Here is a 23,370-nt window from a genome sequence, read left to right on the forward strand (position 1 = left end):
AACCGAAGGACCTGCTCTCCGGCGAGGCGGGGCCGGCTTCATCCCGCGGGACCAGCCCTGTCGTTCTGCTGGCGAGGTCCTTCAGTCGGCGCCAAGGTGAAGTGTACAAACGAGGTACGGGGTGGCGCCTCCCTCAGGAAGTCAATCACGCCAGGAGGTTTGGCAACACCCTCTCAGGGAGTCAAAGCGGCCAGGCTGATTCCTGAATACCCTCAGTCCGGCGACGCACCGCCCGACGCGGCGTCCACGCGGTGGTCGTAGCTGATGACGCGCGTCACCTTCCACCCGCCGTCCACGCGGCGCCACAGGTGCACGAACATGGCGGTGGTCGCCGGCTCGCCGCCGCGCTGGACGAAGCGGTGGGTCCCCGTCTGCACCGCGCCGTAGTCGTTCATGGGATACACCCGCAGGCTTTCCCGCACCAGCTCGCGCGTCACCCCCATCCCGCGCGGACAGTTGCCGGTGAGCCGCTCGAACTGCGCCCGCACCTGCGGCCCCTGCGCCATCCCGGTGACGTCGTGGTAGAACTCCACGTCGTCGGCCATCATCGCGTTCACCTTCGCCGCGTCGCAGGTGACGAACGCCGCGTCGAAGAGCAGGCTGTCCTGGCGCGCCAGCTCTTCGTACAGCGGGCCGGAGGCGGCCGGGTCGGGCGGCGCGGCCTGCGCGTGCACGGCGGCGGGCGCGGCGGCCAGCAGAACGGCGAGCGCCACCAGGCGCGGCGCTATCGTGGTCATCAGGGCTTGCATGGGCTCGTGTCCATCGGTGGGATGCGGACGGGGATCCTGCTCCGTTGCCTGGAGCGTACGGCGGCGGCGGGACAGGGTTTCAGCCGCCCGATCCCCACCCGCCAAAGAAGCCCCGGACACGCGTATCCAGACGCTCGTGACGCCGGTGGGCCCGCCGCGGCATCCGGATTGCCCGGTCCCCCGCCCCGGAAGTGACGCAACCGACTGAACCAGGGGAGGCGGACGATGCGAGCGATGGTGTACCGCGGGCCGTACAAGATCCGGGTGGAGGAAAAGGACATCCCGCCCATCGAGCATCCCAACGACGCCATCGTGCGGGTGACTCGGGCGGCGATCTGCGGCTCGGACCTGCACATCTACCACGGGATGATGCCCGACACCCGCGTGGGGCAGACCTTCGGGCACGAGTTCATCGGGATCGTCGAAGAGGTGGGCTCCAGCGTGCAGACCCTGAAGCGCGGCGACCGGGTGATGGTGCCGTTCAACATCTTCTGCGGCACCTGCTTCTTCTGCTCGCGAAAGCTGTACGCCAACTGCCACAACGTGAACCCCAACGCCACCGCCGTGGGCGGCATCTACGGATACTCGCACACCACCGGCGGCTACGACGGCGGCCAGGCCGAGTTCGTCCGCGTTCCCTTCGCCGACGTGGGGCCCAGCCTGATCCCCGAGTGGATGCACGAGGAAGACGCCGTGCTGCTGACCGACGCGCTTCCCACCGGCTACTTTGGCGCGCAGCTGGGCGACATCCAGGAGGGCGACGTGGTGGTGGTGTTCGGCGCGGGGCCGGTGGGGCTGTTCGCGGCCAAGTCGGCGTGGCTGATGGGTGCCGGCCGGGTGATCGTCATCGACCACCTGGACTACCGGCTCGAAAAGGCGCGCGAGTTCGCCCACGCGGAGGTGTACAACTTCGCGGAGTACGACGACATCATCATGCACATGAAGAAGATCACGGACTGGCTGGGCGCCGACGTGGCCATCGACGCCGTGGGCGCCGAGGCCGACGGGGCGTTCTTCCAGCACGTGACGGCGGCCAAGTTCAAGATGCAGGGCGGCAGCCCGGTGGCGCTCAACTGGTGCATCGACAGCGTGCGCAAGGGCGGCACGGTCTCGGTGGTGGGCGCGTACGGGCCGCTGTTCAGCGCCGTCAAGTTCGGCGACGCCATGAACAAGGGGCTCACCATCCGCACCAACCAGTGCAGCGTAAAGCGCCACTGGCCGCGGCTGTTCGAGCACGTGAAGAACGGCGTGCTGCGGCCGCGCGACATCATCACGCACCGCATTCCGCTGGAGCACATCGCCGAGGGCTACCACATGTTCAGCGCCAAGCTGGACAACTGCATCAAGCCCATCGTGGTCCCCAACTGAGGAGACGGACGATGCCAGACCATACGGAAGGGCCGCGGAACACGCCGGCGGCGGGCGAGGATCTCCCCATCGCCTACTGGGCGGCCACCACGCGCGCCACGGCGCCGATGGACGAGGTGCGCCGCACCATCCCCGGCTGGGGGGTGGACCTGGACTACGAGGACCGGCCGGCGGTGCCCATGGAGCAGTTCGACCCAGGCGCCACCAACGCGCACTGGCACTTTCCCGAGCGGCAGCCGGAAAAGTGGCCGCGCGAGATGTCGCCGGAGCATGGCGTTCTGCCCCCGGTGTTCGGCACCGCGTGCCCGCCGCGCGGCGTCTCGGGCGCCATCCGCAAGTACGCGTACACGCTGAGCGAAGGCCGCACCTCGCACTGGATGCTGCTGATGCTGGCGGACCGCATCGACGTGATGGAGAGCCGCGTGGAGGCGGTGCGCGAGGGCCGGCCCGACAACCCGCTCTCCGAGACCGGGGTGATCGCCGAGTTCAAGCGGCACGGCGTGCGCTCGCGCGTGGGGCAGCACCGCACGGACCTGAAGCACCAGTGGATGGACCCGCTGATGGTAGCCGCGCCCTGGCTGATCGGCGGATACGTGGCGTACCGTGCCGGCCGCGCCCTGATGGGCACCGCCGCCGACCTTCCCCGCCCCCGCCGCGCCTCCCGCGCGGGCGGATCCGGCGCGGAGATGGACTACGGATACGCGGAGCCCCCGCGGCAGCCCGCTTACCGGCGCGACCCCGGCCGCCTGGAGGTGCGCCGCCAGCCCATGGGCGAGCTGTAGCAAAGAAATCTTACACGGAGGGCACGGAGGTCACGAGGTCTTTGTTCCTCTGTGGCCTCTGTGCCCTCTGGGTGAGACTTCTTTTTCGGACGCACGCCGCTCGGCACAAATCCAGCCCCGTGCTACTTCGGCTTGCCCTGCTCGCGTGCGGCCAGGCGGGCCGCTCCGGCGGCGCGCGCGGCGCGCAGGGCGTCCAGCTTTTCCTCCACGGGCGGCGACAGGGGGAGCGCGTCGGCGATGGCGGCCCACTCTTCCGCCTCGCGCCAGTGCCGCTCCAGCTCCGCCAACTCGCCCTGCATGGCGCGGCGCTCCGCGTCCTCGTGCGCGGCCATCTCCATCGCCAGCCGGATCTCTACGGGCATGTCCCACACGTCGCGGTAGCCGGCGCCCTGCGCCCGCGCCTGGCCCTCCGCGACCGCCAGAAAGCCCTCGGCCGTGCGCGCCCGCTCGATGCGCCGCACCGCCAGCCCCACGTGGTACCGCCCCGCGCCGCCCCCGTTGGCGTGGGCCAGCATCACCCCCAGCGCGCGCAGCCCCGCCGCGCCCGTAAGCACGTGCGTCACGGGGTCGACCCGTACGAAGTGGCCGGTGTCGGCCTCCACGACCCGCGCCGTGCGCACCAGCAGCTCCCACGCGTTGCCCCTGGTGCGCTCGTGCTCCGGCTGCATGCGCACCCGGTCGACGACGCGGTCGCCGGTGACCATCACCTGGCCCGCGTTGTCGCGCAGGCGGCGCTGGGCCTGCAGCGTCTCGAAGAACCCCGCCCCGCGGGGAAGCGACCGCTTCCACAGCTCCGCCGCCCCCAGCGCCGGAAGCCCCACCAGCAGCGACGCCGGCCCGAACGCCAGCATCCCCGCGGCGATCCCCGCCACCGAGACGCCCGTGATCACCGCGCGCTTCTGCCGCCCCGCGAACTCGCGCCCGTAGCGCCACGCCGCGAACTCCGGCCGCAGCGGCCGGCCGATGCGCACCAGCTCCGTTCCGTCCGGCAGCCGCGCCAAGCCGATGTTCTCGGTGGAGGTGCGCAGGGTGGTTCCGCGAAAGCGGCGCTCGCACTCTTCCACCGCCTCCCAGCGCTCCTCCAGCGGCGACAGGTTCCAGCGCACGCAGGTGGGGCACACGGCCCACAGCCGCCCCTTCTCCGCGTCGAACGCCAGCCGGCTCCCCACCTGAAAGTGTTCGATACTCTCGTTTGCGCCCAGCTCGCCGTGGCAGAAAATGCAGGTGGAATACATGCGCCGTTGGATGATCGTGGTTGCCGCGGGTAGAGCGATCCCCCCGCACGGCATGATACGCGAGCGGCTGGCCGGATGTTGCGAGTTGCTGCTGCAGGATGGATGGCGGGCCCGGAGCGGGAAGGGGCGTGTGGAACCCGACAGAATGCTTGCACCTGATTCACCCTACCACTACCCTGTCATGTACCCGTACGTTTTCTTGACGGCCGGATGAAACTCACCGCAGCCAGGAGTAGAGCATGCGCACCATCGGAAACCGCATCGCCACACCGCTGTTCGCCCTGCTGTTCGCTGCGTCGCTCGCGTTCGGCGTAAGCAGCTCGTTCGCGCAGGCCCAGCAGGAGGGTGCGTGCCCGGACGACGGGTGGAGCATCAACGCCGGCCGGTGCACCACCCCGGAGTACTGCAACCTGAAGTGCCAGGGCCGCTGGTTCGAAGGTGGCGACTGCATCACCGGCATCGAAGGAAACTGCTGCGTCTGCCGCGCCTGACCGCGCCACCGCAGGCATGACGACGAGGGCCCCGCCGACGCCGGCGGGGCCCTCGCTGTTCATCCGGATATTGTTCAGCCCCGTTGCGGCCAACGCGCATCGACGCCCCTGCAAGCGCCCGCTGGATCCTTACGCGATTCCCCAACAAGGTTTGTGCCCTGACCAAGGGAAATCCACGGAGCACGACCATCTACCTCAACAACTCCGCGGGTCCCGGAGTGCCCTGTCGCGCCGACAGGAGGGCCTACCAATCTCCTTTCGGAGGTGTTTATGAGACGTCTCCTCTCCTGCGTAGCCGGCACCCTGCTCCTCGCTTCTTTGACCGCAGCAACTCCCGTAAAAACGGGCGCGGTAGCGAGCCTGTACACCGGCGAACTGTACGAACGTGAGTCGGGCACCTTGGACCTAGTGCTGTATCGCGGCACACAGTACAGCTACTCCGGTGCGTGCGACATGGACTGCCGCGATCTGGACTTCGTGCTTCACGAGTGGGTTCCACCGTACAACGGGCGCCGCGGGTACTGGAGGTTCGTGATCTCGGACCGCGCCGCGAACGACACCCCAGGGTTCACGGTGACACCCGGCTACGACACCACATTCAGGCTGTCCATCTTCATGGCACGTTGTAACGTGGAACCGTGCGGGTACGAGGTGGATGTGGGCTGGTGACCGCACCGCCTTCGGCGCTGACTGAGACGTCTCCACGCCTCAACCGCGACGAAGCCACCTGCGGCAACGGCAGCCCTGTACTCCCTCCAGCCTGGAACCCCGAAGCACGAACGACGGCTGCCCGACCACATCTTCCGATCGCCTGACCCTAGGCGTAACGCAAAGGACGCCCCGCCATCGCCAGCGGGGCGTCCTGTTTGTTGCCTACTCCACTCTGCCTCACGCCGGGCGGTACGTGCCCCACTCGGCGCGCAGGGCGTCGCTGATCTCGCCGAGCGTCACCATGGCCTTTACCGCGTCGATGATGCGCGGCATCAGGTTCTCGGTGCCGCGGGCGGCGGCGCGGATGGCCTCAAGCCGCGCGCGCACCTCGGCGTCGTCGCGCTCGGCGCGCACGCGGGCCAGCTGCGTGCGCTGCGACTGCTCCAGCGCGCTGAAGTCGGGCTGCGCCAGGTCCAGCGGCTCCGCCTGCGCGCTGCCGAACTTGTTGACGCCGATGATGGTGCGGTCCCCGCGCTCCACCGCGATCTGGTGCTCGTACGCCGCGCGGTGAATCTCTTCCTGCATGTACACGATGGCCTCGGACGCGCCGCCCATCTCGTCGATGCGCTCCAGGTACTCGCGCGCCTTTTCCTCGAGCGCGGTGGTGAGCGCCTCCACGTAGTAGCTGCCGGCCAGCGGGTCCACCGTATCGCCCACGCCGCTTTCGTACGCCAGGATCTGCTGCGTGCGCAGCGCCAGCGTGGCCGCCTGCGCCGTGGGCAGCGACAGCGCCTCGTCGTAGCCGTTGGTGTGCAGCGACTGCGTGCCGCCCAGCGCCGCCGCCAGCGCCTGCACCGTCACGCGCACCACGTTGTTCAGCGGCTGCTGCGCCTGCAGCGTCACCCCGCCCGTCTGCGTGTGAAAGCGCAGTTTGGCCGCCTCGTCCGACGCACCGAAGCGCTCGCGCATGAGCCGCGCGTACAGGCGCCGCGCCGCGCGGAACTTGGCCGCCTCCTCGAACAGGTCGTTGTGGCTGGCAAAGAAGAACGACAGGCGCGGCGCGAACCTGTCGATGGGCAGCCCGGCGGCTAGCGCGCGCTTCACGTACTCCATCGCGTTGGCAAAGGTGAAGGCGATCTCCTGCGCCGCCGTGGCGCCCGCCTCGCGGATGTGGTAGCCGCTGATGGAGATGGTGTTCCAGCGCGGCACCTCGGTGTTGCAGAAGGCAAAGATGTCGGTGATCATCCGCAGCGACGGCTCCACGGGAAACACGTACGTCCCGCGGGCGATGTACTCCTTGAGGATGTCGTTCTGGATGGTCCCCGACAGCTTCGAGCGCGGGATCCCCTGCTCGTCCGCGACGGCCACGTAGAACGCCAGGAGGATGCTGGCCGTGGCGTTGATGGTCATGGACGTGGACACCTGGTCCAGCGGAATCCCCGCCAGCAGCGTGCGCATGTCGGCCAGCGAGTCGATGGCCACGCCCACGCGCCCCACCTCGCCCGCGGCCATGCCGTGGTCGCTGTCGTACCCCATCTGCGTCGGCAGGTCGAACGCCGTCGAAAGCCCCGTCTGCCCCGCCTGCAGCAGCAGCTTGAAGCGCGTGTTGGTCTCCTCCGCCGTGCCGAAGCCCGCGTACTGGCGCATGGTCCAGAAGCGGCCGCGGTACATCGTCGGCTGAATTCCGCGCGTGAACGGAAATTCGCCGGGCCACCCCAGGTCCGCGGTGTAGTCCATCGCCGCCACGTCTTCGGGCGCGTACAGCCGCTCCACCTCTACGCCGCTGGTGGATTCGAAGCGCTCGCGCCGCTCGGGGTGCTTGCCCAGCGCGGGCGCCACCAGCCGCTCCGTCCACGACCGCTTGCCAGTGTCCGCGGGCCCCGTGCTGCCGGAGTCCTCGCCCAGGTTGGTGGATGCCAGCGTATCGCTCATCGAAACCAAGTGCGTGAGTGCGGTAGTGCGTCAGTGCGGGAGTGCCGCGCTTTCTCGGCGACAACATAATGCCGACGGACGCGCGCGGCATCCGTCGGCGGGTTTTTCGGCTGGGGGCGGCACCGGAAGGGATGGATGGTTGACCCCCGGTGGTCCGGCACCGTCGGCAAGGGCGAATGAATTCGCTGCAACAACGACACGAAGTCTGCCTTCGCAGACTGGAGAGTTTGGAGAAGATTGCCAGCCTCGTGCACGCCTCCGCTTCAGCAAAAGCCGGGGCGCGCACCGCATTCCTCCCCTACCCCACGGCTTCCAATCCCCGCAGGGGGATTTCGTGTGTTTGTTGCAGCGAATTCATTCGCCATTGGGCCCAGCCCATATCACCTGGGCCCGGCTCATATCACCCCTTACTCCGCCGCCTCCGCGATGCGCTTGATGGCGGCCAGGCGCGCATCCCACTCCGTCGCGACGGCGGCCAGCCAGCGCGCGGTGGCGTCCAGCCGCTCGGGGCGCACCCTGAAGCGCACCTCGCGCCCGCTGCGCCGCCCCTGCACCAGCCCCGCGCGGTCCAGCACGTTCAGGTGCTTGATGACGGCCGGCCGGCTGACGGGCATCTGCGCCGCCAGCGTGGTGGCCGTGCCCTCGCCCCGCGCGGCGAGCAGCGCCAGCACCTGCCACCGCGTAGGGTCCGCCAGCGCGGTGAAGACGTCGGCGGCCTCCGCGGCGGACGCGGCCGCCCGCACATCCATCCTCACGCGGCCACGCCGGCGACGTACGCCGCCAGCTCCTCCGTCTTGATCCGCCACCCCTCCACGTTCCCCTCCGCCTGCCTGATCGCCTCCTCGGCGGGGATCTCCAGCGTGGCGAAGCCGCTCTCAACCACGCGCAGCCGCGTCTGGCCGCCCTCCTGGGCCAGCGTAAACTCCACGAGGGTGGAGTTGCCCGGGCGCACCTCGGCGTGCCCGATCAGCGCGCCGCGCCAGGCGAACACGTGCGGTGGCTCCACCCGCTCCACGATCCCGTATCCGGTGCCGTAGTCCTTCCAGCGGATGATGATCGCGCCGCCGGGGCGCAGGTCGATCTCTGCTCCCGCGTCGCCAAACCAGCTGCCCACGTGCTCCGCCTGCGTGATGGTCGCCCACACCCGCTCGATGGGCGCCGCGATCATCACCTCGCGCTCGATCCGGTCCGGTACCATCCGCCTGCCTCCGTGAAAGAAGGATGACCCTACGTGTAACCCAAGGGTAACTCGTCAGGACGTGATGCGCAGCCCGGCGGTTACGCATCATTACAAAAAGAATGGCCTCACACAGAGTCAACGGAGTCAGCAGAGGAACTTGCACTCTGCTGACTCTGTTGACTCTGTGTGAGACCAAATCACCGCGTCAGGAGTCCCGCGTCCAGCACCAGCTGCGTGCCGGTAACGAAGCGGGCACGGTCGCTGGCCAGGTACAGCACCGCCTCGGCCACGTCCTCGGGCTCGATCCAGGGGATGGGGAGCAGGTTGCCGGCGCTGGCCTCGGCGATCTGCTCGGGCGTCTTGCCCTCCAGCCACGCCAGCCCGTCGTTCATGGGCGTGTTGACGCCGGTGGGGTGGATGGAGTTCACCCGCACCCCGTGGGGCGCCAGCTCGATGGCCCACGACTTGGTGAGCCCCGTGAGCCCCCACTTGCTGGCGGCGTAGTGGCTCAGCCGCCCCATCCCGCGCAGCCCCGCCACCGACGAGTTGTTGATGATGACGCCGGACTTCTGCGCGATCATCACCGGGATCACGCGGCGGGCCACCAGCCAGGCGCCCTTCAGGTTGATGTCGACCATCGCGTCCCACGCCTCTTCCGTCAGCTCGTGGGCCAGGCCGTATCCGCAGATCCCCGCGTTGTTGAACAGGATGTCGATGCGCCCCAGCCGCTCCACCGTCGCGTCCACCGCGCGGGTGATGGCGCCGTCGTCGCGCACGTCGCCGGCGAACGCGAGACAGGCGGCGCCGATCGCCTCACACTCCGCCACGAGGGACTCCAAGTCGGCCGAGGTCCCCATCCCGTAGCCCGGATACTCCAGCGGCCGCGCCACGTCGTACGCCGCGATGCTGGCGCCCGCCTCCGCCAGCGCGAGCGCCGTCGCGCGCCCCTGCCCGTGCGCCGCGCCGGTGATGAACGCGACGCGCCCGGAAAGCTCAGCCATGGGCCACCACCCCTTCCGCGGCCGCGGGCTGCCTGCGGTACGGCTGCAGGTAATCATCCAGCGGCACCTGAAGGGCGTTGTTCACCACGTTGGTGGCCACCATCAGCGCCCCGAACGCCACCAGCGCCACCATCTGCTCGTCGCTGAAATGCGCCGCTACGCGGTCGTAGACGTCGTCCGGCATGCGGTGCGGCGTCACCGCCAGGGCGCGGCCCAATGCGACAACGGCCGCCTCGCGCTCGTCCATCGCCAGCTGGTCCGGGTCCTCGCCCCAATCGATGAGGATGCGGCGAAAAAAGGTGGAGCAGATCAGGCAGTCCGTCTCGCTGCTGACCGCGTGGGCGAACAGCGTCGTCAGCCGCTCGCCCAGGAACGGCTGCACGGTGTCGCGAAGCGGGTACCACGTCATCAGCGCCTGGAACGCCGGCACCGAGTGCAGCAGCGTACGCTTCATGTTGGTGATGCGCGCCGTTTGCAGGTGCTCGTCGTGCGCGGCCTGCGCCTCGGGCGGCATCTCTGCGTAGTCCAGCGGGGCGATTCGGGGCATGCGGCTCGCCGGTCTGCTGTAGGGAAGGGTTCGGATGCGGTCGGGATTGGAAGATATTCCGGACCCGCTCCATCCAGCAATCGTCCGCCCCAGAACTTCAACAGCCATGTGTACAGAGGAACAGAGAACAGCCAGAGGAACAGAGGGATGCGTCCTCTGTTCCTCTGGCTGTTCCCTGCTCCTCTGTACCCCACGCCGTTCTAGTGCTCGACGCCCGCGGCGGACCCGGCGGCAACGGGCTCGGCGTCCTCTTCCTCCGCCGTGAACCGCGGCCACAGGCCGTAGAACGCGCTGGCGGGGTGGACGGGCCAGCGGTCCGCGTCCGGCGGGTCCTCGTCCGCGTCCATCGTCAGTTCAGTCCCTCGAGGTCGCGGGCGGCGCGCTCCAGGATCTCACGCGCGCGCTGCACCCACTGCTCGTCGCCCTGGTGGCGCATGGCGCTGCGGAACCCGGCGCGGCCCAGCTCGGCGAACGCGCGCCCCAGCACCGACATCGCCGGGCCGAACATGAACGACCCGAACTCGTCCACCCGGCCAAAGATGCCGTCCACCACCGACTGGTTCTCCTGCAGGTACGCCCGCCCCTCGTCGGTGATCTCGTAGACCTTGCGACTGCTTCCCTCTTCGCTGGTGGCGCGGGCGTATCCCAGGTCCTCCAGCAGCGAGAGCGTGGGATACACCGTCCCCGGGCTGGGCGAGTACGCGCCGCCGAAGCGGTCTTCCATCTCGCGGATGATCTCGTAGCCGTGGCGCGGCTTTTCGGCCATCAGGCTAAGGATCACGAACTTCAGGTCGCCGTGGCCGAACATCCTGCCCCGCCCCGGCCCGCGGCCGCCCTGGAACGGCCCGCCCGGTCCGCCGGGCCCCCCGGGACCGCCCGGCCCCCATCCAAATCCCCAGGGCCCACCGCCGCCGCGCGGCCCCCGCGGCCCGAACTGCCATCCGCCCCCGCAATGATGCCTTCCGAACATCTCCGCCTCCCCGTGTACGAGACGACTGCACTTGCGATGTATCGCAAGATATAACTCGTGATACATCGCAACGCAAGATATATCGCAAGATGCATCGCGACTGGGGGTCACACGGAGGTTGCGGCGGGAAAAAACGAGGACGCGGAGGATGGATTCTCCGCGCCCTCGCTCGTTTTCTGCGCCAGACGCAGCACGCGCCGGTGGACGGGGATCGTCCACCGGCGCGCGTCGTCACCCATCTGGTTCGATCTACTCCGACTGAGGCCACTCGTGGTGCAGGTAGCCGAGCAACGGGCCGTCCGGCGCGGTGTAGAGCTCGATCCGGTGGCGCATCCGGCACTGCCGAAAGACATCGGAGAGCTCACCCAGCATCCGGAGCGCGGCATCCGGATCGGCCGACACCGTCCCCGAGAACAGCTTCAGCGTCCCCTGGCCCGCCGACATGTCGATGTGCACGGGCCCGGCCGAGGCGCGCAGAAGGTCCGTGCCGTCGTATCCCGAGCGGCGGATCTCCACCGGCCACGAGCACCCGGGCAGCATCGTAGCCAGCGCGCGCAGTCCCTCGGGCGCGATGAACTCGCCGCAGAACCACAGATCGTCATTCACGTCCACACGCACCGGCGCACTCCCGCACGCCGCCTACTCCAGCGTGATCAGCGTGGCGCCCTTGTCCACCGTCTGGCCGGGCTGCACCGAGATGCTGGCCACCACGCCGTCCGCCGGCGCCTTGAGCTCGTTCTCCATCTTCATCGCCTCCACGACGATCACGCCCTGCCCCGCGCGCACCGCCTGCCCCACCTCTACCTCCACCTTCAGCACCAGGCCGGGCATGGGCGCCACGATGGTCTTGTCGGCCACGTCCTCGCCGGCGCCCGTCATCTCGCGGATGGCGCGCGTGCGCTCGTCCACCGCGTCGGCCGTGAACCGCTCCGCGCCAATGCCGATGCTCCACCGCCCGCGGCGGTCGCCGGCCGCGGCGGCGAGCGTGTACGAGCGGCCGTCCACCAGCAGGTGGCGCGTCTGCGTCCCCGGCAGCTGCGTCAGGTGGGCCTCGACGGGGGTGCCGTCCACCACCGGATGGGCGCCGGTGAGGTCCACCTCCATCTCGCGGCCGGCGATCGTAACGAAGTAGCGCATGCGTTCAGGTCACGGTCGAAATCAAACCTCGGTCAGAGTGCAGCAAGGTGTACCGGCCCCTTCCCGCCCGCAAGCCCGTGACGGCTCCGTATCCGGACCGGTTGACGTGAACGCCTAAAATCGTCACCTTACCCGACACAACAAGCACGACGGCACAGGTCCTCTCACCACGAAAGGAGCAAACCGGATGCGCAAGCTCTCGCTGAACCCGGATGACCTGCGGGTGGACTCGTTCGAGACCGGTGACGGCCAGGATGCGCGGAAGGGCACCGTCCGCGGATACTGGACCGCGGCGTGTCCCGTGACCGTCCGCAAGACCGAAGATGCCACCTGTCCGCAAACCTGCGACGACGGCACCTGCGTGGGCAGCTGCCAGGGCACGTCGTGCTACCTGCCGGCCTGCAACACCTGCAATACGTGCGCGGACGGCTGCATCCCCCAGACCGGCACGTGCACCGACTGACGCTGTCTCCTGTGCGCCCGCCTCGACCTCACGAGGCGGGCGATTTTCATCCGCCACCCGGAGCATCCCATGCAGAAGCTGAAGCTGGAGTCCCTGTCCGTCGAGTCGTTCGAAACCTCGCAGTCGGACGACGCCGCCCGCGGCACCGTGCGCGCGCACGACGCCTCGGTCTACACCTATGACTACTATGAGCGGACGTGCGGCGGCGTGAGCTGCCAGGTCGCGTGCCGCACCCGGTATCAGAACACCTGCGAAACCGCTTGCTACGCGGCGTAGGGTGCACGCAACAGCAAGGGCCGCCGAACTCCCATTCGGCGCCCTTTTCTCGTGCCGATTGAAGAGCCGGCTCGCGCTACGCCCCGGTGCCCACCAGCAGCGCCACGCTCTCGACGTGCGCCGTCTGGGGAAACAGGTCGAAGGAGCGGATGGATTCCAGCCGGTACGCCGCGCTCATCCGCTTGAGGTCGCGGGCGAGCGTGGCGGGGTTGCAGGAGATGTAGAGGATGCGGCCCGACGGCGCCGCCACCAGCGCGTCCGCCGCCTCCGCCGCGATCCCCGCGCGCGGCGGGTTCAGGATCACCAAGTCCGCCGGCAGGTGCTCGGCGATCAGCGCCTCCACCGGCCTCGACGGACACCACGCCTCAATTTCCGATCTCATGGTGACACTTTACACGAATTCCGCCGAGTTTTAGATTTGCCATCCGCAAGCCAGCAAACACGACGTGGTTGCGCTACGCCGGTCCGCCGTCATCCACACCAGGAGAAACGATGAAGAAGCTGAAGCTGGATTCCCTTTCCGTCGAGACGTTCAGGACCTCGCGTGCGGAGGACGCCACCCGCGGCACCGTGCAGGCGCACGACTGGACGCGGCTCGGGGAACAGACCTGCGGCGGCATGAGTTGCGATTATGCGTGCATCACCGTGTACGATGACACCTGCCGCAACGTTTGCATCTCGTAGGAAGGCCGTCCTGCAGGTGATCGTGTTTTCCTGACCAGAATCGACGGAGGGCGGCCGCGATACACGGCCGCCCTTCGTCTTTCCTGCACCCCGGCGGAGTTACACCGCCACCAGAAGCGCCACGCTCTCCACGTGCGCCGTCTGGGGAAACAGGTCGAAGGAGCGGATGGATTCCAGGCGATAGGCGCCGCTCATCCGCTTGAGGTCGCGGGCGAGCGTGGCGGGGTTGCAGGAGATGTAGAGGATGCGGCCCGAAGGCGCCGCCACCAGCGCGTCCGCCGCCTCCGCCGCGATCCCCGCGCGCGGCGGATTCAGGATCACCAGATCCGCCGGCAGGTGCTCGGCGATCAGCGCCTCCACCGGCCCCTCCACGAACACCGCCCCCTCCGGCGCGCTCCGCCGCGCCTCCGCCACCGCGTCCGGGTCCAGCTCGATCCCCGTGACGACGGCCCCCGCGCGCGCCAGCCGCCGCGCATGGAGGCCGATGCCGCAATAGGCATCGACCACGCGCAGGCCAGCCACGTCGCCGGCCAGCTCCATGGCGTACGCCTCCAGCAGCGCCGCCGCGGCCCGGTTCACCTGCAGGAACGCGGCGCCGCTCAGCTCCACCGTCTCGTCGCCCCACGTCTCCGGCAGCCCCGGCGCCCCCGCGATCAGCTCCGCGTTCGCTTCACGCGGGCGGTGCCAGACGGAGACCAGCCCCGGCACCGCGTCGATCAGCTCCTGCGGCCGGCCGGGAAGAAAGCCGCCCTCCACCAGCAGCGACACCTCGCCCGCCGCGTTGGTCCGCAGCGTCAGCCGCAGCTGCTCGCCGGAGGGAAGCCGGCGCGCGTCCGGACCCCAACTGGCGCGGATGCCGTCCCACACCCGCCCGATCGCCTCTTCGAACAGCAGGCAGGCGCCGTCCAGGTCCACGATCTCGTCCGGCGCGCCGATGGCGTGAAAGCCGGCCACCACCCGCCCGTGCTCCATCCGCCGCAACGCGAACGACACCCGGTTGCGGTAGCGGAACTCGCTGGGCGACGGCACCACCTCCGGCGCCTCCACCGGCACCCCGCCGATGCGCGCCAGCGCGTCCGCCACGATGCGCCCCTTGGCCCGCAGCTGCGCGTCGTACTGCATGTGCTCCAGCGTGCACCCGCCGCAGCGCGCGTAGAACGGGCACGGCGCCTCGCGCCGCTCCGGCGACGGCTCCAGCACGCGCAGCAGCTGCCCGCGCGTCCAGCGGTCCTTTGTTTCCGTCAGGACGATCTGCGCCAGGTCGCCCGGGGCCGTGCGGTGCACGAACGTCACGCGCCCGTCCGGCAGCCGCCCCACCCCCTCCCCGCCGGCGGCGATGGAGTCGATGCGCACCGTCACCGGCGCGGGCGGCCGCCGCGGCCCCGGCCGTCCGGGTCCCGCCGATCCGCCCCGCCCGCGTCCCCCGGCACCGGACCGGCCGCCGCCTCCGCGCCCACCTCCCGTGGAGCCCCGCCGCCCGCCGCGGCCTTCGCTCACCGCCCTCTCCAGCCGCCCGCGCGGCCGCGCCACGCGCCGCCGCCCGCCGCGCCGGACGCGGACGCCGATCCCGCCTGCACCCGCGGCACTGCCCGCTGGTTGCGCCGCTCCTCCTCAAGCAGCGCCGCCGCCAGGGCCGCGGCGCGCAGCAGCGCCTCGTCCGGCTCGGTGGCCAGCAGGTCCGCGTGCGTGTCAAGGTACTTGATGTCGATGGTACCCGCGCGAAAGTCCGGCTCGTCCATCACCCGCAGGTGAAAGGGAACGGCCGTGTCCACCCCCTCCACGCGCAGCTCCAGCAGCGCGCGCTTCATCCGCTCGATCGCCTCGATGCGCGTGGGCGCGTGGACGATCAGCTTGGCCAGCATGGGATCGTACGACAGCCCCACCTCGAACCCCGGCGTGATCCCCCCGTCCCAGCGCACCCCCGGGCCGCTGGGGACCACCAGGTTGCGGATGCGCCCGGTGGACGGCAGGAACGAGTTGGCGGGGTCTTCGGAGGTGATGCGGCACTCGATGGCGTGCCCCCGCCAGCGCACGTCGTCCTGCGTGAACGGCAGCGCCTCGCCCGCGGCAATGCGGATCTGCCACTGCACCAGGTCCACCCCCGTCACCAGCTCCGTGACGGGGTGCTCCACCTGGATGCGCGTGTTCATCTCCAGGAAGTAGAACTCGCCGTTCTGGTACAGGCACTCCACCGTCCCCGCGCCCTCGTAGTTCACCGCCCGCGCCGCGGCCACGGCCATGGCGCCCATCGCCGCGCGCTCCTCGGGCGTCAGCACGGCGGACGGCGCCTCTTCGATCAGCTTCTGGTGGCGGCGCTGGATGCTGCACTCGCGCTCGCCCAGGTGCAGCGTGTTGCCGTGCCGGTCGGCCAGCAGCTGGATCTCGATGTGGCGCGGCCCCTCCAGGTACTTTTCGATGTACACGGAGCGGTCGCCGAACGCCGCCTGCGCCTCGTTCCCCGCCGCGTCGAAGGCCTTCTCGATCTCCGCCTCGGAGGCGACGATGCGCATCCCTTTGCCGCCGCCGCCCGCCGCGGCCTTCAGCAGCACGGGGTAGCCGATCTCCCCCGCCACCCGCCGCGCCTCGGCCGCGTCCACCAGCGCCTGCGCCGTGCCGGGGACCACGGGCACCCCCGCGTCGATCATCCGCGAGCGCGCCGCCGTCTTGTCGCCCATCGCCGTCACCGCGTCGGGCGACGGGCCGATGAAGACGAGCCCCGCGTCGCGCACCGCCTGGATGAACGGCGCGCGCTCCGACAGGAAGCCGTAGCCGGGGTGGATGGCCTCCGCGCCCGACTTCTTCGCGACTTCGATCAGCACGTCGGCGCGCAGGTAGCTCTGCGCGCTGGGCGCCGGGCCGATGAGGTACGCCTCGTCGGCGGCCATCACGTGCGGCGCCAGGCGGTCGGCCTCGGAGTACACGGCCACGGCCTGCACCCCCAGTTCGTGCGCCGCGCGGATCACCCGCAGGGCGATCTCGCCCCGGTTGGCTACAAGGATCTTCTTGAACACGCTGCCTCAGGCGGAGTGGTACCAGTGTCACCGCGCTTGCCGGCATCCGTCCGGCGAGAGCGCCCCAAACTACAACCGGCCCGCCGCGTTGGCGAGCCGGTGCGGGTGGATCAGTTCACGTGATCGTCGAATAGCCAGACGCGGATCCCCTCCGCCTCCACGCGGCGGAGCCGGTGATCGTTGGTGACGATCCACTCGGCCCCCTCGCCGAGCGCCGTCGCCACGTGCAGCGCGTCGGGCGTCCGCAGGTTGTGCTCGGCGCGCAGCCGCGCGGCCACGTCGCTGACGGCGGCGGTCACCTGCAGCAGCTCGAAGTTCGGAATGCGCTCCAGCGCGGCGCGCGCCTGTCGCGCCGCGGCCGCGTTCCCTGCGCGGTACGCGGGGACCAGCACCTCCGCCAGCAGCAGTGCCGACGCGGCGGCGGTGAGCCGTCCGGCGTTCACCCGCTCCATCCACTCCGCCGCCGCCGCGAAGTACCGGGGATTCCGCTCGATGTAGTAGACGATCGAGACGGAATCCAGCAGGATGCGGCTGCCGTCCGGCACACGGGAGGTCAGCCGTCCCATTCGTCGCGCGCGCGCTGGATCTCGTCGGCCGCGCCGGCCCAGATCTCGGCCGGGAGCGATCGGAGCTCGTCGAGCGCCGAGCCGGTGTTCTTGAGCAGCACGATGCGGTCTTCCTGAAAATCCATGAGGAGCTCCTCTCCGGGTTCCACGCCCAGCCGCCGGCGGTAGTCGGCAGGCAGGGTGATCTGGGACTTGCTGCTCAGACGGGTTCTGCGCATGTGCACCTCGCGGGAGTTCGCTTTACCGAAAGGTAAAGCAAAAATCCGTCCGCGTAAATGGTGCATCCACCGGAACGCTTGCCCGTCCCTCTTTTCACCGCTATGTAACTCCATCGTCCACGATCCTGTCACGAGAAGAACACGTGCGCCGCATGCGAGTCCTCTCCCTTCTGGCCGCCCTGCTCGTCACCGCCGCCGCGCATGGGCAGCGCACCACCGTCTACGTTCCCGGCCCCGGCGACGACTGGGAGCGCCGCGCGCCCGCGCAGGTGGGGATGGACCCCGTGCTCCTCGACTCCGCCGTGGCGTTCGCCGTCGCCAGCGAGAGCCGCGCGCCGCGCGACCTGGAGCTGGCGCACTACCAGACCTTCGGCCGCGAGCCCTTCGGCGAGGCCGTGGGTCCGTTCGCGGAGCGCGGGGAGCCCACGGGCATCGTCATCCGCCGCGGCTACATCGTCGCGGAGTGGGGCGATCCGCGGCGGGTGGACATGACCTTCAGCGTCACCAAGAGCTTTCTCTCCACCGTCGTGGGGCTGGCCGTGGACCGCGGGCTGATCCGCGGCGTCCACGACCCGGTGGACCCGTACGTGGGCCTCGTCTTCGTGCTGGCGCCGGAAGGCGGCGGCCGGCACCCGGGCGGCCTGGGCGAAGGGCGGCCGCTGCGGCTGTTCGACACGGACCGCGAGCGGCGCATCACCTGGGACCACCTGCTGCGCCAGACCAGCGATTGGGAAGGCACCCTCTGGGGCAAGCCCGACTGGGCCGACCGGCCGCTGCAGAACCCGCAGGAGTGGCTCACCCGCCCGCGCGGCGAGCCCGGCGCCGCGTACGAGTACAACGACGTGCGGGTGAACCTGCTGGCGCTGGCGGCGCTCAACGTCTGGCGGCGGCCGCTGCCGCAGGTGCTGCGCGAGCACGTGATGGACCCCATCGGCGCGTCACCCACGTGGCGCTGGACGGGCTACGAGAACTCGTGGGTGCTGATGGACGGCCTGCCCGTGCAGTCGGTGAGCGGCGGCGGCCACTGGGGCGGCGGCATGTTCATCAGCGCCCGCGACATGGCCCGCTTTGGCCTGCTGACGCTGCGGCGCGGGCGCTGGGGCGACCGGCAGGTCCTGTCGGAGGCGTGGGTGCGCATGGCGCTTACTCCCACCCCGGCAGAGCCCACCTACGGCTTCATGAACTGGTTCCTGAACACCGGCCGCACGTACCTGGCGAGCGCGCCTGCGTCCGCCTTCGTCCACGTGGGCAACGGCACCAACGTCATCTACGCCGATCCCGAGAACGACCTGGTGATCGTGGCCCGGTGGATCTCCAACCCCGCGGTGGACGGGCTGGTGCAGCGCGTCATCGCGTCGGTGCAGCGGTAGCCGCCACTCTCCCACCCGCCGCAACGGATGAACTTCACCACGGAGTACCAGCAGTTCCCGTTCACGGAGATCCTGTTCCGCCTGGGCGCCGCAACCCTGATCGGCTGCGCGCTGGGGCTGAACCGCGAGATTCGCGGCAAGCCCGCCGGCATGCGCACGCACGCGCTGGTGGCGCTGGGCACCGCGCTGGTGACGCTCACCGGCATCTCCCTGGCCGCGCACGACGGCGAGTTCGACAGCAACTCGGTGTCACGCGTCATCCAGGGCATCGTGGCGGGGATCGGCTTTCTGGGCGGCGGCACCATCCTCAAGTCCGACTCCGGCGAGCAGATCTCCGGGCTCACCACGGCGGCCAGCCTGTGGGTGGTCGCCTGCCTGGGCATTGCATGCGGCGTGGGCCTGTGGCGCATGGCGCTGGTGGCGCTGGGCCTCGCCCTGCTGGTGCTGATCGCCGGCGAGGCCGTGGAACGGGTACTGCACCGGCTGCTGGGCTCCCGGGGTGAAGGATGAAGCATCAGCCGCCACCCCGCCGACCCTTCTGCAGCGGAAGAAACGATGCGCGAATCCGACGCTCCCCCGCCCGGCGACCCCGCCAGCCGCCGCAGCCGCGTCTGGGCGCTGGTGTTCATCGCGGGGATCCTGCTGTTCCTCGTCTGGTTCGCCGTGGAAAACTGGGACGTCCGCCGCCCCGGCGGCGGAGACACCAGTGGACCGGGCCCGAACCCCCAGGCCAACGAGTGACGCAGCCTCAGCCCACCGCGGCGAACGCGCGCACGGGAAAGGTGCCGAAGCCCTTCACCTTCACGGGAACCGCGTAGAAGCGGAACCCGGCGTCCGGCAGCTGCTCAAGCCCGCGCAGGTGCTCCGCCACCGGGATCTCGGCGCCCAGCAGCACGGTGTGCACCGGGCGCGCGGCATCGTCCGTGTCGTCGATGTTCAGCGAGTCGATGCCCACCAGCCGCGCGCCGGCGTCCCGCAGGTGCTCGGCGGCGGCGCGGGTGAGGTACGGATGGCCTTCGAAGTACGCGTCCGTCCCCCAGTGCGCCGCGTGCCCGGTGTGCACCAGCACCGCCTTTCCGGCGACGTCCAGCCCCGCGAACGCCTCGGGCCCGATCCCCCGCCCCGCCCGCTCCGTCGCGCGCACCACAACCCCCTCCAGGTCCGCCACCCACTCCAGCGGCAGCTCCGACAGGTCCTTGCCGTCCGCGTAGCGGTGGAACGGCGCGTCCACGTACGTCCCCGTGTTGGCGATCATGTCGATACGGCCGATGTGGAACTCCGTGCCTTCGGCGTAGATCGCGCGCGATGCCTCGCGGCTCAGGTAGTCGCAGATGATGGGCGCCGGAAAGCCCTTGAGCGTCACCGTGCCGTGCTCGATCACGTGGCTCAGGTCCACCAGCCGCCGTTCCCGCGGATTCTCGTCAGCCATTCCAGACCCTGTCCCAGGGAAGCTCGGGACGGAGATCGTACCCCGTCACCTCTTCGCTGCAGTGCTTTACCGTCACGATCAGGATGCGCTCTTCTTGGGGAAGGTAGATGATGCGGTGAACGCCCACGATGACCTCCCGCACCGGCTCATCCTCGAAGTCGGGCAGCCGCCTGCCGCGGAGCGGAAACTTCGGAAGCTTCCGGAGCGCCTCCGCGACCCGGTCCAGGAAGGGGCCCGCGGCGCCGGGGCGGTTCTCCGCGAGCCATTCCGCCTTTTCCTCCAGCTCGCGGGTGGCGCGCCGCGTCCAGTCCACCCGCATCAGGCAAAGCGGGCGCGAAGCCGCGCGAACAGCTCGTCGTGGGGAACCACGTCGCCCGCCGCGCCCTGCGCCAGCCCGTCGCGAATGCTGTCGATGAGGTCCAGCCGGTACGCCGACCGGTCGCGCTCCCGCTCCGCGCTTTGCAGCGCGCCGTGCACGTCGGGGAGCGGCGGCGCCGCCGAAGCGCGCGGCGGCGCGTACGCCGGTGCCGGCTCGCGCGCCGTCATCACGCCATTGCGCGGCATCTGGGGCGTGCGCGCCCCGCCCCGCTGCACCGCCACCCGCGCAAAGCGCAGTGCCGCCTCGATGTCCTCGGGGAGCAGCCCGGGGTGCGCGCGCAGCACGTCGTCGCGCGTATCGCCGGCCTGCAGCGCTTCGAGGATGGTGTCTACCGGCGTGCCGGTGGCGGCGACGATCGCCTGCCCGGTTGCGCCGTCCCGCACGATGTCTCCCGCCATGTCAGCCTCCCGTCCAGAGTGTCCGAGGAGAGAAGCTAATCAGGCGAAATCCCCGGCGGAATCCCACGCCACAACTCCGCCACCCGCGGCACCACCATCCGCGGGCACATCCCGGACGAGCGTGGCACCGCCGTCATCCATGAATTGACGAGGCGGCACCTCACGAATGTGAGAAGGCTCCGTCACCGGAGCCTTCTCCCTGCCCGTCCCACGCGGGCCATCCGCCGGTCCTCACCGCCACAACTCCGCCACCTCCGGTACAACGCCCATCGGGAACCGTCAGAGCGGGATGTTGCCGTGCTTGCGGGGCGGGTTGCTGTCGCGCTTGTTCTGCAGCATGTCGAAGGCGCTGATCACGCGCGCGCGCGTCTCGCGCGGATCGATCACGTCGTCCACGTAGCCGCGCGCGGCGGCGGCGAACGGGTTGGCGAAGCGGTCCTCGTAGTCCTTCTGCCGGGCCGCCGCCTCGGCGGCCGGGTCCTCCGCGGCGCCGATCTCGCGGCGGTACAGGATCTCCACCGCCCCCTTGGCGCCCATCACGGCGATCTCGGCCGTAGGCCAGGCGTAGTTCACGTCGCCGCGGATGTGCTTGGAGCTCATCACGTCGTACGCGCCGCCGTACGCCTTGCGGGTGATGATGGTCACCTTGGGGACCGTGGCCTCGCAGAAGGCGTACAGCAGCTTGGCGCCGTGGCGGATGATGCCGCCGTGCTCCTGCGCCACCCCGGGAAGGAAGCCGGGCACGTCCTCGAAGGTCAGCAGTGGGACGTTGAACGAGTCGCAGAAGCGGACGAAGCGCGCCGCCTTGACCGCCGCGTCGATGTCCAGCACGCCGGCCAGCACCGCCGGCTGGTTGGCCACGATCCCGATGCTGTGCCCGCCCACGTGCGCGAAGCCGCAGAGGATGTTCCCCGCGTAGTCGGCGTGCACCTCGTAGAACTCGCCGTCGTCCACCACGCGGCGGATGACGTCGTGCATGTCGTACGGGCGGCCGGGGTGGTCGGGGACGATGTCCAGCAGCTCCTCGTCCGCCCGGTCGAACGGGTCGTCCGTGGGCTTGCGGGGCGGGTCCTCGGCGTTGTTCTGGGGGATGAACTCGAACAGGTGGCGAATGCGGTGCAGGCACTCCACCTCGCTCTTCAGGGCGAAATGCGCCACGCCCGACTTGGCCGCATGGGTGGCGGCGCCGCCCAGCTCCTCCATGGTCACGTCCTCGTGCGTCACCGTCTTCACCACGTTGGGGCCGGTGACGAACATGTAGCTCGTCCCCTGCACCATGTAGATGAAGTCGGTGATGGCGGGCGAGTAGACCGCCCCTCCGGCGCACGGGCCCAGGATGGCGCTGATCTGCGGGACGACGCCGGACGCCATGGTGTTGCGCAGGAAGATGTCGGCGTAGCCGCCCAGCGACACCACGCCCTCCTGGATGCGCGCGCCGCCGGAGTCGTTCAATCCCACCACCGGCGCGCCGTTCTTGAGCGCCAGGTCCATGATCTTGACGATCTTGGCCGCGTGCGTCTCGGACAGCGAGCCGCCGAAGACGGTGAAGTCCTGCGAGAAGACGTAGATCAGCCGGCCGTGGATGGTCCCGTAGCCGGTCACCACGCCGTCGCCCAGGTACTTCTCCTTGTCCAGCCCGAACTCGGTGGCGCGGTGGACCACGAAGCGGTCCAGCTCCACGAACGAGCCCTCGTCCAGCAGCACGTCCAGGCGCTCGCGGGCGGTCAGCTTGCCGCGCTCGTGCTGCGCCTTGATGCGCTTTTCCCCGCCGCCCATCTCCGCCTGCCGGCGAAGCTCCTCCAGCTGCTCCAGCTTCTCCCGCATCGACATCGAACGTTCCGCCCGTGGTCTGCTGGTGTCGGGTTCACGCGGGATCCCCCGCCCGGAGCCCGGAAAGGCGCCCAATCTAACAGCCCGTGCCCAACTCCGCACGGGTGCGGCCGTCGTCCGATATGCAGGCGGGCGGAGCCTACACCGGCCCCGCCCGCTCATTCCAGGATTTCACTGAAGTCAAGGCGACGGCCAGCCGGGCGGGCAGTAGATCTCGCGGTATTCCGTAACCGACGTACCGTTGCTGTCCGTTACGGTTGCAAACACGTCAACGGGAAAGACATAGTAGCCGTCGTAGTAACATTCCGCCGTCGCGTTGCTCCATCCATTGCTGTCGTTCATCTCGTAGGCGTTTGCCCAAGTGAAGCTGTACCCGGTGCCACTCCCACCGGAAGCCACTGCCTCGCAGTATCCAAGGCCTGCGCTGTAAGGCTGGCACGTCAGGGAGAGGCTGAGCGGTGCGATGAGCAGCGCATTCAGCAGGCGGTTGGGCGAGCCGGAGCCGATGCCGGTGAGCTTGTTCACGAACGCCGCATTGATGATGGCGGAGTTCACCGTGGAGGGCGTGGCGGTGGTGTTGTTCTGCAGGTACAGCGCGGCCACGCCGGCCACGTGCGGCGACGCCATCGAGGTCCCGCTCAGGGTGGCGGTGGCCGTGCTGCTGGTGTAGTAGGCGGAAACGATGTTCGTTCCCGGCGCAAAC

General features: G+C 69.8%; 31 protein-coding genes. 10 read left to right on the forward strand and 21 right to left on the reverse strand.

Annotated elements, in window-relative coordinates:
* Nucleotides 1-212: 212 nt before the first annotated feature.
* On the reverse strand, nt 213-737 hold the full coding sequence (locus tag VGC13_RS17300; RefSeq protein WP_331126532.1) for a nuclear transport factor 2 family protein: 525 nt from the start codon (nt 735-737) through the stop codon (nt 213-215).
* A gap of 237 nt (nt 738-974) precedes the next feature.
* Here VGC13_RS17300 and VGC13_RS17305 point away from each other — a divergent pair, with 237 nt between their 5' ends.
* Together VGC13_RS17305 and VGC13_RS33670 are read left to right on the forward strand one after the other, a co-directional pair.
* On the forward strand, nt 975-2,117 hold the full coding sequence (locus VGC13_RS17305; RefSeq protein WP_331126533.1) for a zinc-dependent alcohol dehydrogenase: 1,143 nt from the start codon (nt 975-977) through the stop codon (nt 2,115-2,117).
* 11 nt (nt 2,118-2,128) lie between these two features.
* On the forward strand, nt 2,129-2,899 hold the full coding sequence (locus VGC13_RS33670; RefSeq protein ID WP_331126534.1) for a hypothetical protein: 771 nt from the start codon (nt 2,129-2,131) through the stop codon (nt 2,897-2,899).
* A gap of 122 nt (nt 2,900-3,021) precedes the next feature.
* On the opposite strand, the gene VGC13_RS17315 is transcribed toward VGC13_RS33670, so the two are convergent.
* On the reverse strand, nt 3,022-4,134 hold the full coding sequence (locus VGC13_RS17315) for a hypothetical protein (RefSeq protein ID WP_331126535.1): 1,113 nt from the start codon (nt 4,132-4,134) through the stop codon (nt 3,022-3,024).
* Between the two features lie 239 nt (nt 4,135-4,373).
* Here VGC13_RS17315 and VGC13_RS17320 point away from each other — a divergent pair, with 239 nt between their 5' ends.
* Together VGC13_RS17320 and VGC13_RS17325 are read left to right on the forward strand one after the other, a co-directional pair.
* Nucleotides 4,374-4,625, forward strand: coding sequence for a hypothetical protein (locus tag VGC13_RS17320; protein ID WP_331126536.1), 252 nt, complete (start codon nt 4,374-4,376; stop codon nt 4,623-4,625).
* 270 nt (nt 4,626-4,895) lie between these two features.
* A complete protein-coding gene (locus VGC13_RS17325; protein ID WP_331126537.1) occupies nt 4,896-5,294 on the forward strand; it encodes a hypothetical protein in 399 nt (132 codons plus the stop codon).
* A 219-nt stretch (nt 5,295-5,513) separates the two neighbouring features.
* Here the strand turns inward: VGC13_RS17325 and VGC13_RS17330 are convergent, their stop codons facing one another.
* The 9 genes from VGC13_RS17330 to VGC13_RS17370 form a co-directional block, all read right to left on the reverse strand.
* Complete coding sequence (locus VGC13_RS17330; RefSeq protein WP_331126538.1) at nt 5,514-7,208, reverse strand: acyl-CoA mutase large subunit family protein; 1,695 nt, start codon at nt 7,206-7,208, stop codon at nt 5,514-5,516.
* 407 nt (nt 7,209-7,615) lie between these two features.
* Nucleotides 7,616-7,957 carry a metalloregulator ArsR/SmtB family transcription factor gene (locus tag VGC13_RS17335; RefSeq protein ID WP_331126562.1) on the reverse strand — a complete coding sequence of 114 codons (342 nt, stop codon included), beginning with the start codon at nt 7,955-7,957 and terminating at the stop codon, nt 7,616-7,618.
* A 2-nt stretch (nt 7,958-7,959) separates the two neighbouring features.
* Nucleotides 7,960-8,406 carry an SRPBCC family protein gene (locus tag VGC13_RS17340; protein WP_331126539.1) on the reverse strand — a complete coding sequence of 149 codons (447 nt, stop codon included), beginning with the start codon at nt 8,404-8,406 and terminating at the stop codon, nt 7,960-7,962.
* 179 nt (nt 8,407-8,585) lie between these two features.
* Complete coding sequence (locus VGC13_RS17345; protein WP_331126540.1) at nt 8,586-9,389, reverse strand: mycofactocin-coupled SDR family oxidoreductase; 804 nt, start codon at nt 9,387-9,389, stop codon at nt 8,586-8,588.
* Nucleotides 9,382-9,936 carry a hypothetical protein gene (locus VGC13_RS17350; protein ID WP_331126541.1) on the reverse strand — a complete coding sequence of 185 codons (555 nt, stop codon included), beginning with the start codon at nt 9,934-9,936 and terminating at the stop codon, nt 9,382-9,384. The genes VGC13_RS17345 and VGC13_RS17350 overlap by 8 nt, the downstream gene beginning before the upstream one ends.
* 200 nt (nt 9,937-10,136) lie before the next feature.
* Nucleotides 10,137-10,283, reverse strand: coding sequence for a hypothetical protein (locus VGC13_RS17355; RefSeq protein WP_331126542.1), 147 nt, complete (start codon nt 10,281-10,283; stop codon nt 10,137-10,139).
* A 2-nt stretch (nt 10,284-10,285) separates the two neighbouring features.
* The gene (locus VGC13_RS17360) at nt 10,286-10,744 is read right to left on the reverse strand and encodes a PadR family transcriptional regulator (protein WP_331126543.1); all 459 of its coding nucleotides are present in this window, start codon (nt 10,742-10,744) and stop codon (nt 10,286-10,288) included.
* 411 nt (nt 10,745-11,155) lie between these two features.
* A complete protein-coding gene (locus VGC13_RS17365; RefSeq protein WP_331126544.1) occupies nt 11,156-11,512 on the reverse strand; it encodes a hypothetical protein in 357 nt (118 codons plus the stop codon).
* A gap of 33 nt (nt 11,513-11,545) precedes the next feature.
* The gene (locus VGC13_RS17370) at nt 11,546-12,043 is read right to left on the reverse strand and encodes a biotin/lipoyl-containing protein (RefSeq protein WP_331126545.1); all 498 of its coding nucleotides are present in this window, start codon (nt 12,041-12,043) and stop codon (nt 11,546-11,548) included.
* 187 nt (nt 12,044-12,230) lie between these two features.
* Here VGC13_RS17370 and VGC13_RS17375 point away from each other — a divergent pair, with 187 nt between their 5' ends.
* Together VGC13_RS17375 and VGC13_RS17380 are read left to right on the forward strand one after the other, a co-directional pair.
* Complete coding sequence (locus VGC13_RS17375) at nt 12,231-12,506, forward strand: hypothetical protein (RefSeq protein ID WP_331126546.1); 276 nt, start codon at nt 12,231-12,233, stop codon at nt 12,504-12,506.
* Nucleotides 12,507-12,575: 69 nt separating this feature from the next.
* Nucleotides 12,576-12,782, forward strand: coding sequence for a pinensin family lanthipeptide (locus tag VGC13_RS17380; RefSeq protein WP_331126547.1), 207 nt, complete (start codon nt 12,576-12,578; stop codon nt 12,780-12,782).
* A gap of 76 nt (nt 12,783-12,858) precedes the next feature.
* On the opposite strand, the gene VGC13_RS17385 is transcribed toward VGC13_RS17380, so the two are convergent.
* The gene (locus VGC13_RS17385) at nt 12,859-13,164 is read right to left on the reverse strand and encodes a hypothetical protein (protein ID WP_331126548.1); all 306 of its coding nucleotides are present in this window, start codon (nt 13,162-13,164) and stop codon (nt 12,859-12,861) included.
* Between the two features lie 110 nt (nt 13,165-13,274).
* Between VGC13_RS17385 and VGC13_RS17390 the strand changes: the two genes are divergently transcribed.
* On the forward strand, nt 13,275-13,466 hold the full coding sequence (locus tag VGC13_RS17390; protein WP_331126549.1) for a hypothetical protein: 192 nt from the start codon (nt 13,275-13,277) through the stop codon (nt 13,464-13,466).
* A 99-nt stretch (nt 13,467-13,565) separates the two neighbouring features.
* Here VGC13_RS17390 and VGC13_RS17395 read toward each other — a convergent pair whose 3' ends face one another.
* The 4 genes from VGC13_RS17395 to VGC13_RS17410 form a co-directional block, all read right to left on the reverse strand.
* Complete coding sequence (locus VGC13_RS17395) at nt 13,566-14,963, reverse strand: class I SAM-dependent RNA methyltransferase (RefSeq protein ID WP_331126550.1); 1,398 nt, start codon at nt 14,961-14,963, stop codon at nt 13,566-13,568.
* On the reverse strand, nt 14,960-16,477 hold the full coding sequence (gene accC, locus VGC13_RS17400) for an acetyl-CoA carboxylase biotin carboxylase subunit (RefSeq protein WP_331126551.1): 1,518 nt from the start codon (nt 16,475-16,477) through the stop codon (nt 14,960-14,962). The genes VGC13_RS17395 and accC overlap by 4 nt, the downstream gene beginning before the upstream one ends.
* A gap of 110 nt (nt 16,478-16,587) precedes the next feature.
* The gene (locus VGC13_RS17405; RefSeq protein ID WP_331126552.1) at nt 16,588-17,043 is read right to left on the reverse strand and encodes a type II toxin-antitoxin system VapC family toxin; all 456 of its coding nucleotides are present in this window, start codon (nt 17,041-17,043) and stop codon (nt 16,588-16,590) included.
* Nucleotides 17,031-17,261: an AbrB/MazE/SpoVT family DNA-binding domain-containing protein gene (locus VGC13_RS17410; protein ID WP_331126553.1), complete on the reverse strand. Its 231-nt coding sequence runs from the start codon at nt 17,259-17,261 to the stop codon at nt 17,031-17,033. The genes VGC13_RS17405 and VGC13_RS17410 overlap by 13 nt, the downstream gene beginning before the upstream one ends.
* A gap of 152 nt (nt 17,262-17,413) precedes the next feature.
* On the opposite strand from VGC13_RS17410, the gene VGC13_RS17415 reads away from it, so the two are divergent.
* Genes VGC13_RS17415 through VGC13_RS17425 form a run of 3 tightly spaced genes read left to right on the forward strand, consistent with a single transcriptional unit; the run spans nt 17,414 to nt 19,372 of the window.
* The gene (locus VGC13_RS17415; RefSeq protein ID WP_331126563.1) at nt 17,414-18,631 is read left to right on the forward strand and encodes a serine hydrolase; all 1,218 of its coding nucleotides are present in this window, start codon (nt 17,414-17,416) and stop codon (nt 18,629-18,631) included.
* Nucleotides 18,632-18,658: 27 nt separating this feature from the next.
* Nucleotides 18,659-19,141, forward strand: coding sequence for an MgtC/SapB family protein (locus VGC13_RS17420; RefSeq protein ID WP_331126554.1), 483 nt, complete (start codon nt 18,659-18,661; stop codon nt 19,139-19,141).
* A gap of 45 nt (nt 19,142-19,186) precedes the next feature.
* Nucleotides 19,187-19,372 carry a hypothetical protein gene (locus VGC13_RS17425; RefSeq protein WP_331126555.1) on the forward strand — a complete coding sequence of 62 codons (186 nt, stop codon included), beginning with the start codon at nt 19,187-19,189 and terminating at the stop codon, nt 19,370-19,372.
* A 7-nt stretch (nt 19,373-19,379) separates the two neighbouring features.
* Here the strand turns inward: VGC13_RS17425 and VGC13_RS17430 are convergent, their stop codons facing one another.
* The 5 genes from VGC13_RS17430 to VGC13_RS17450 all read right to left on the reverse strand — a co-directional run.
* A complete protein-coding gene (locus tag VGC13_RS17430; protein WP_331126556.1) occupies nt 19,380-20,060 on the reverse strand; it encodes a cyclase family protein in 681 nt (226 codons plus the stop codon).
* Complete coding sequence (locus tag VGC13_RS17435; RefSeq protein WP_331126557.1) at nt 20,053-20,379, reverse strand: type II toxin-antitoxin system RelE/ParE family toxin; 327 nt, start codon at nt 20,377-20,379, stop codon at nt 20,053-20,055. The genes VGC13_RS17430 and VGC13_RS17435 overlap by 8 nt, the downstream gene beginning before the upstream one ends.
* Nucleotides 20,379-20,837: a DUF433 domain-containing protein gene (locus tag VGC13_RS17440; RefSeq protein WP_331126558.1), complete on the reverse strand. Its 459-nt coding sequence runs from the start codon at nt 20,835-20,837 to the stop codon at nt 20,379-20,381. Before VGC13_RS17440 ends, VGC13_RS17435 begins: the two co-directional genes overlap by 1 nt.
* Before the next feature lie 279 nt (nt 20,838-21,116).
* Entirely contained in the window at nt 21,117-22,667 is a 1,551-nt protein-coding gene (locus tag VGC13_RS17445; RefSeq protein ID WP_331126559.1) for an acyl-CoA carboxylase subunit beta, read from the reverse strand.
* A gap of 180 nt (nt 22,668-22,847) precedes the next feature.
* Nucleotides 22,848-23,370: S8 family serine peptidase (locus VGC13_RS17450; protein ID WP_331126560.1), on the reverse strand; the 523-nt coding region annotated here is incomplete at its 5' end.

Origin of the sequence: Longimicrobium sp. (assembly GCF_036399255.1) — a bacterium.
Lineage (GTDB): Bacteria > Gemmatimonadota > Gemmatimonadetes > Longimicrobiales > Longimicrobiaceae > Longimicrobium.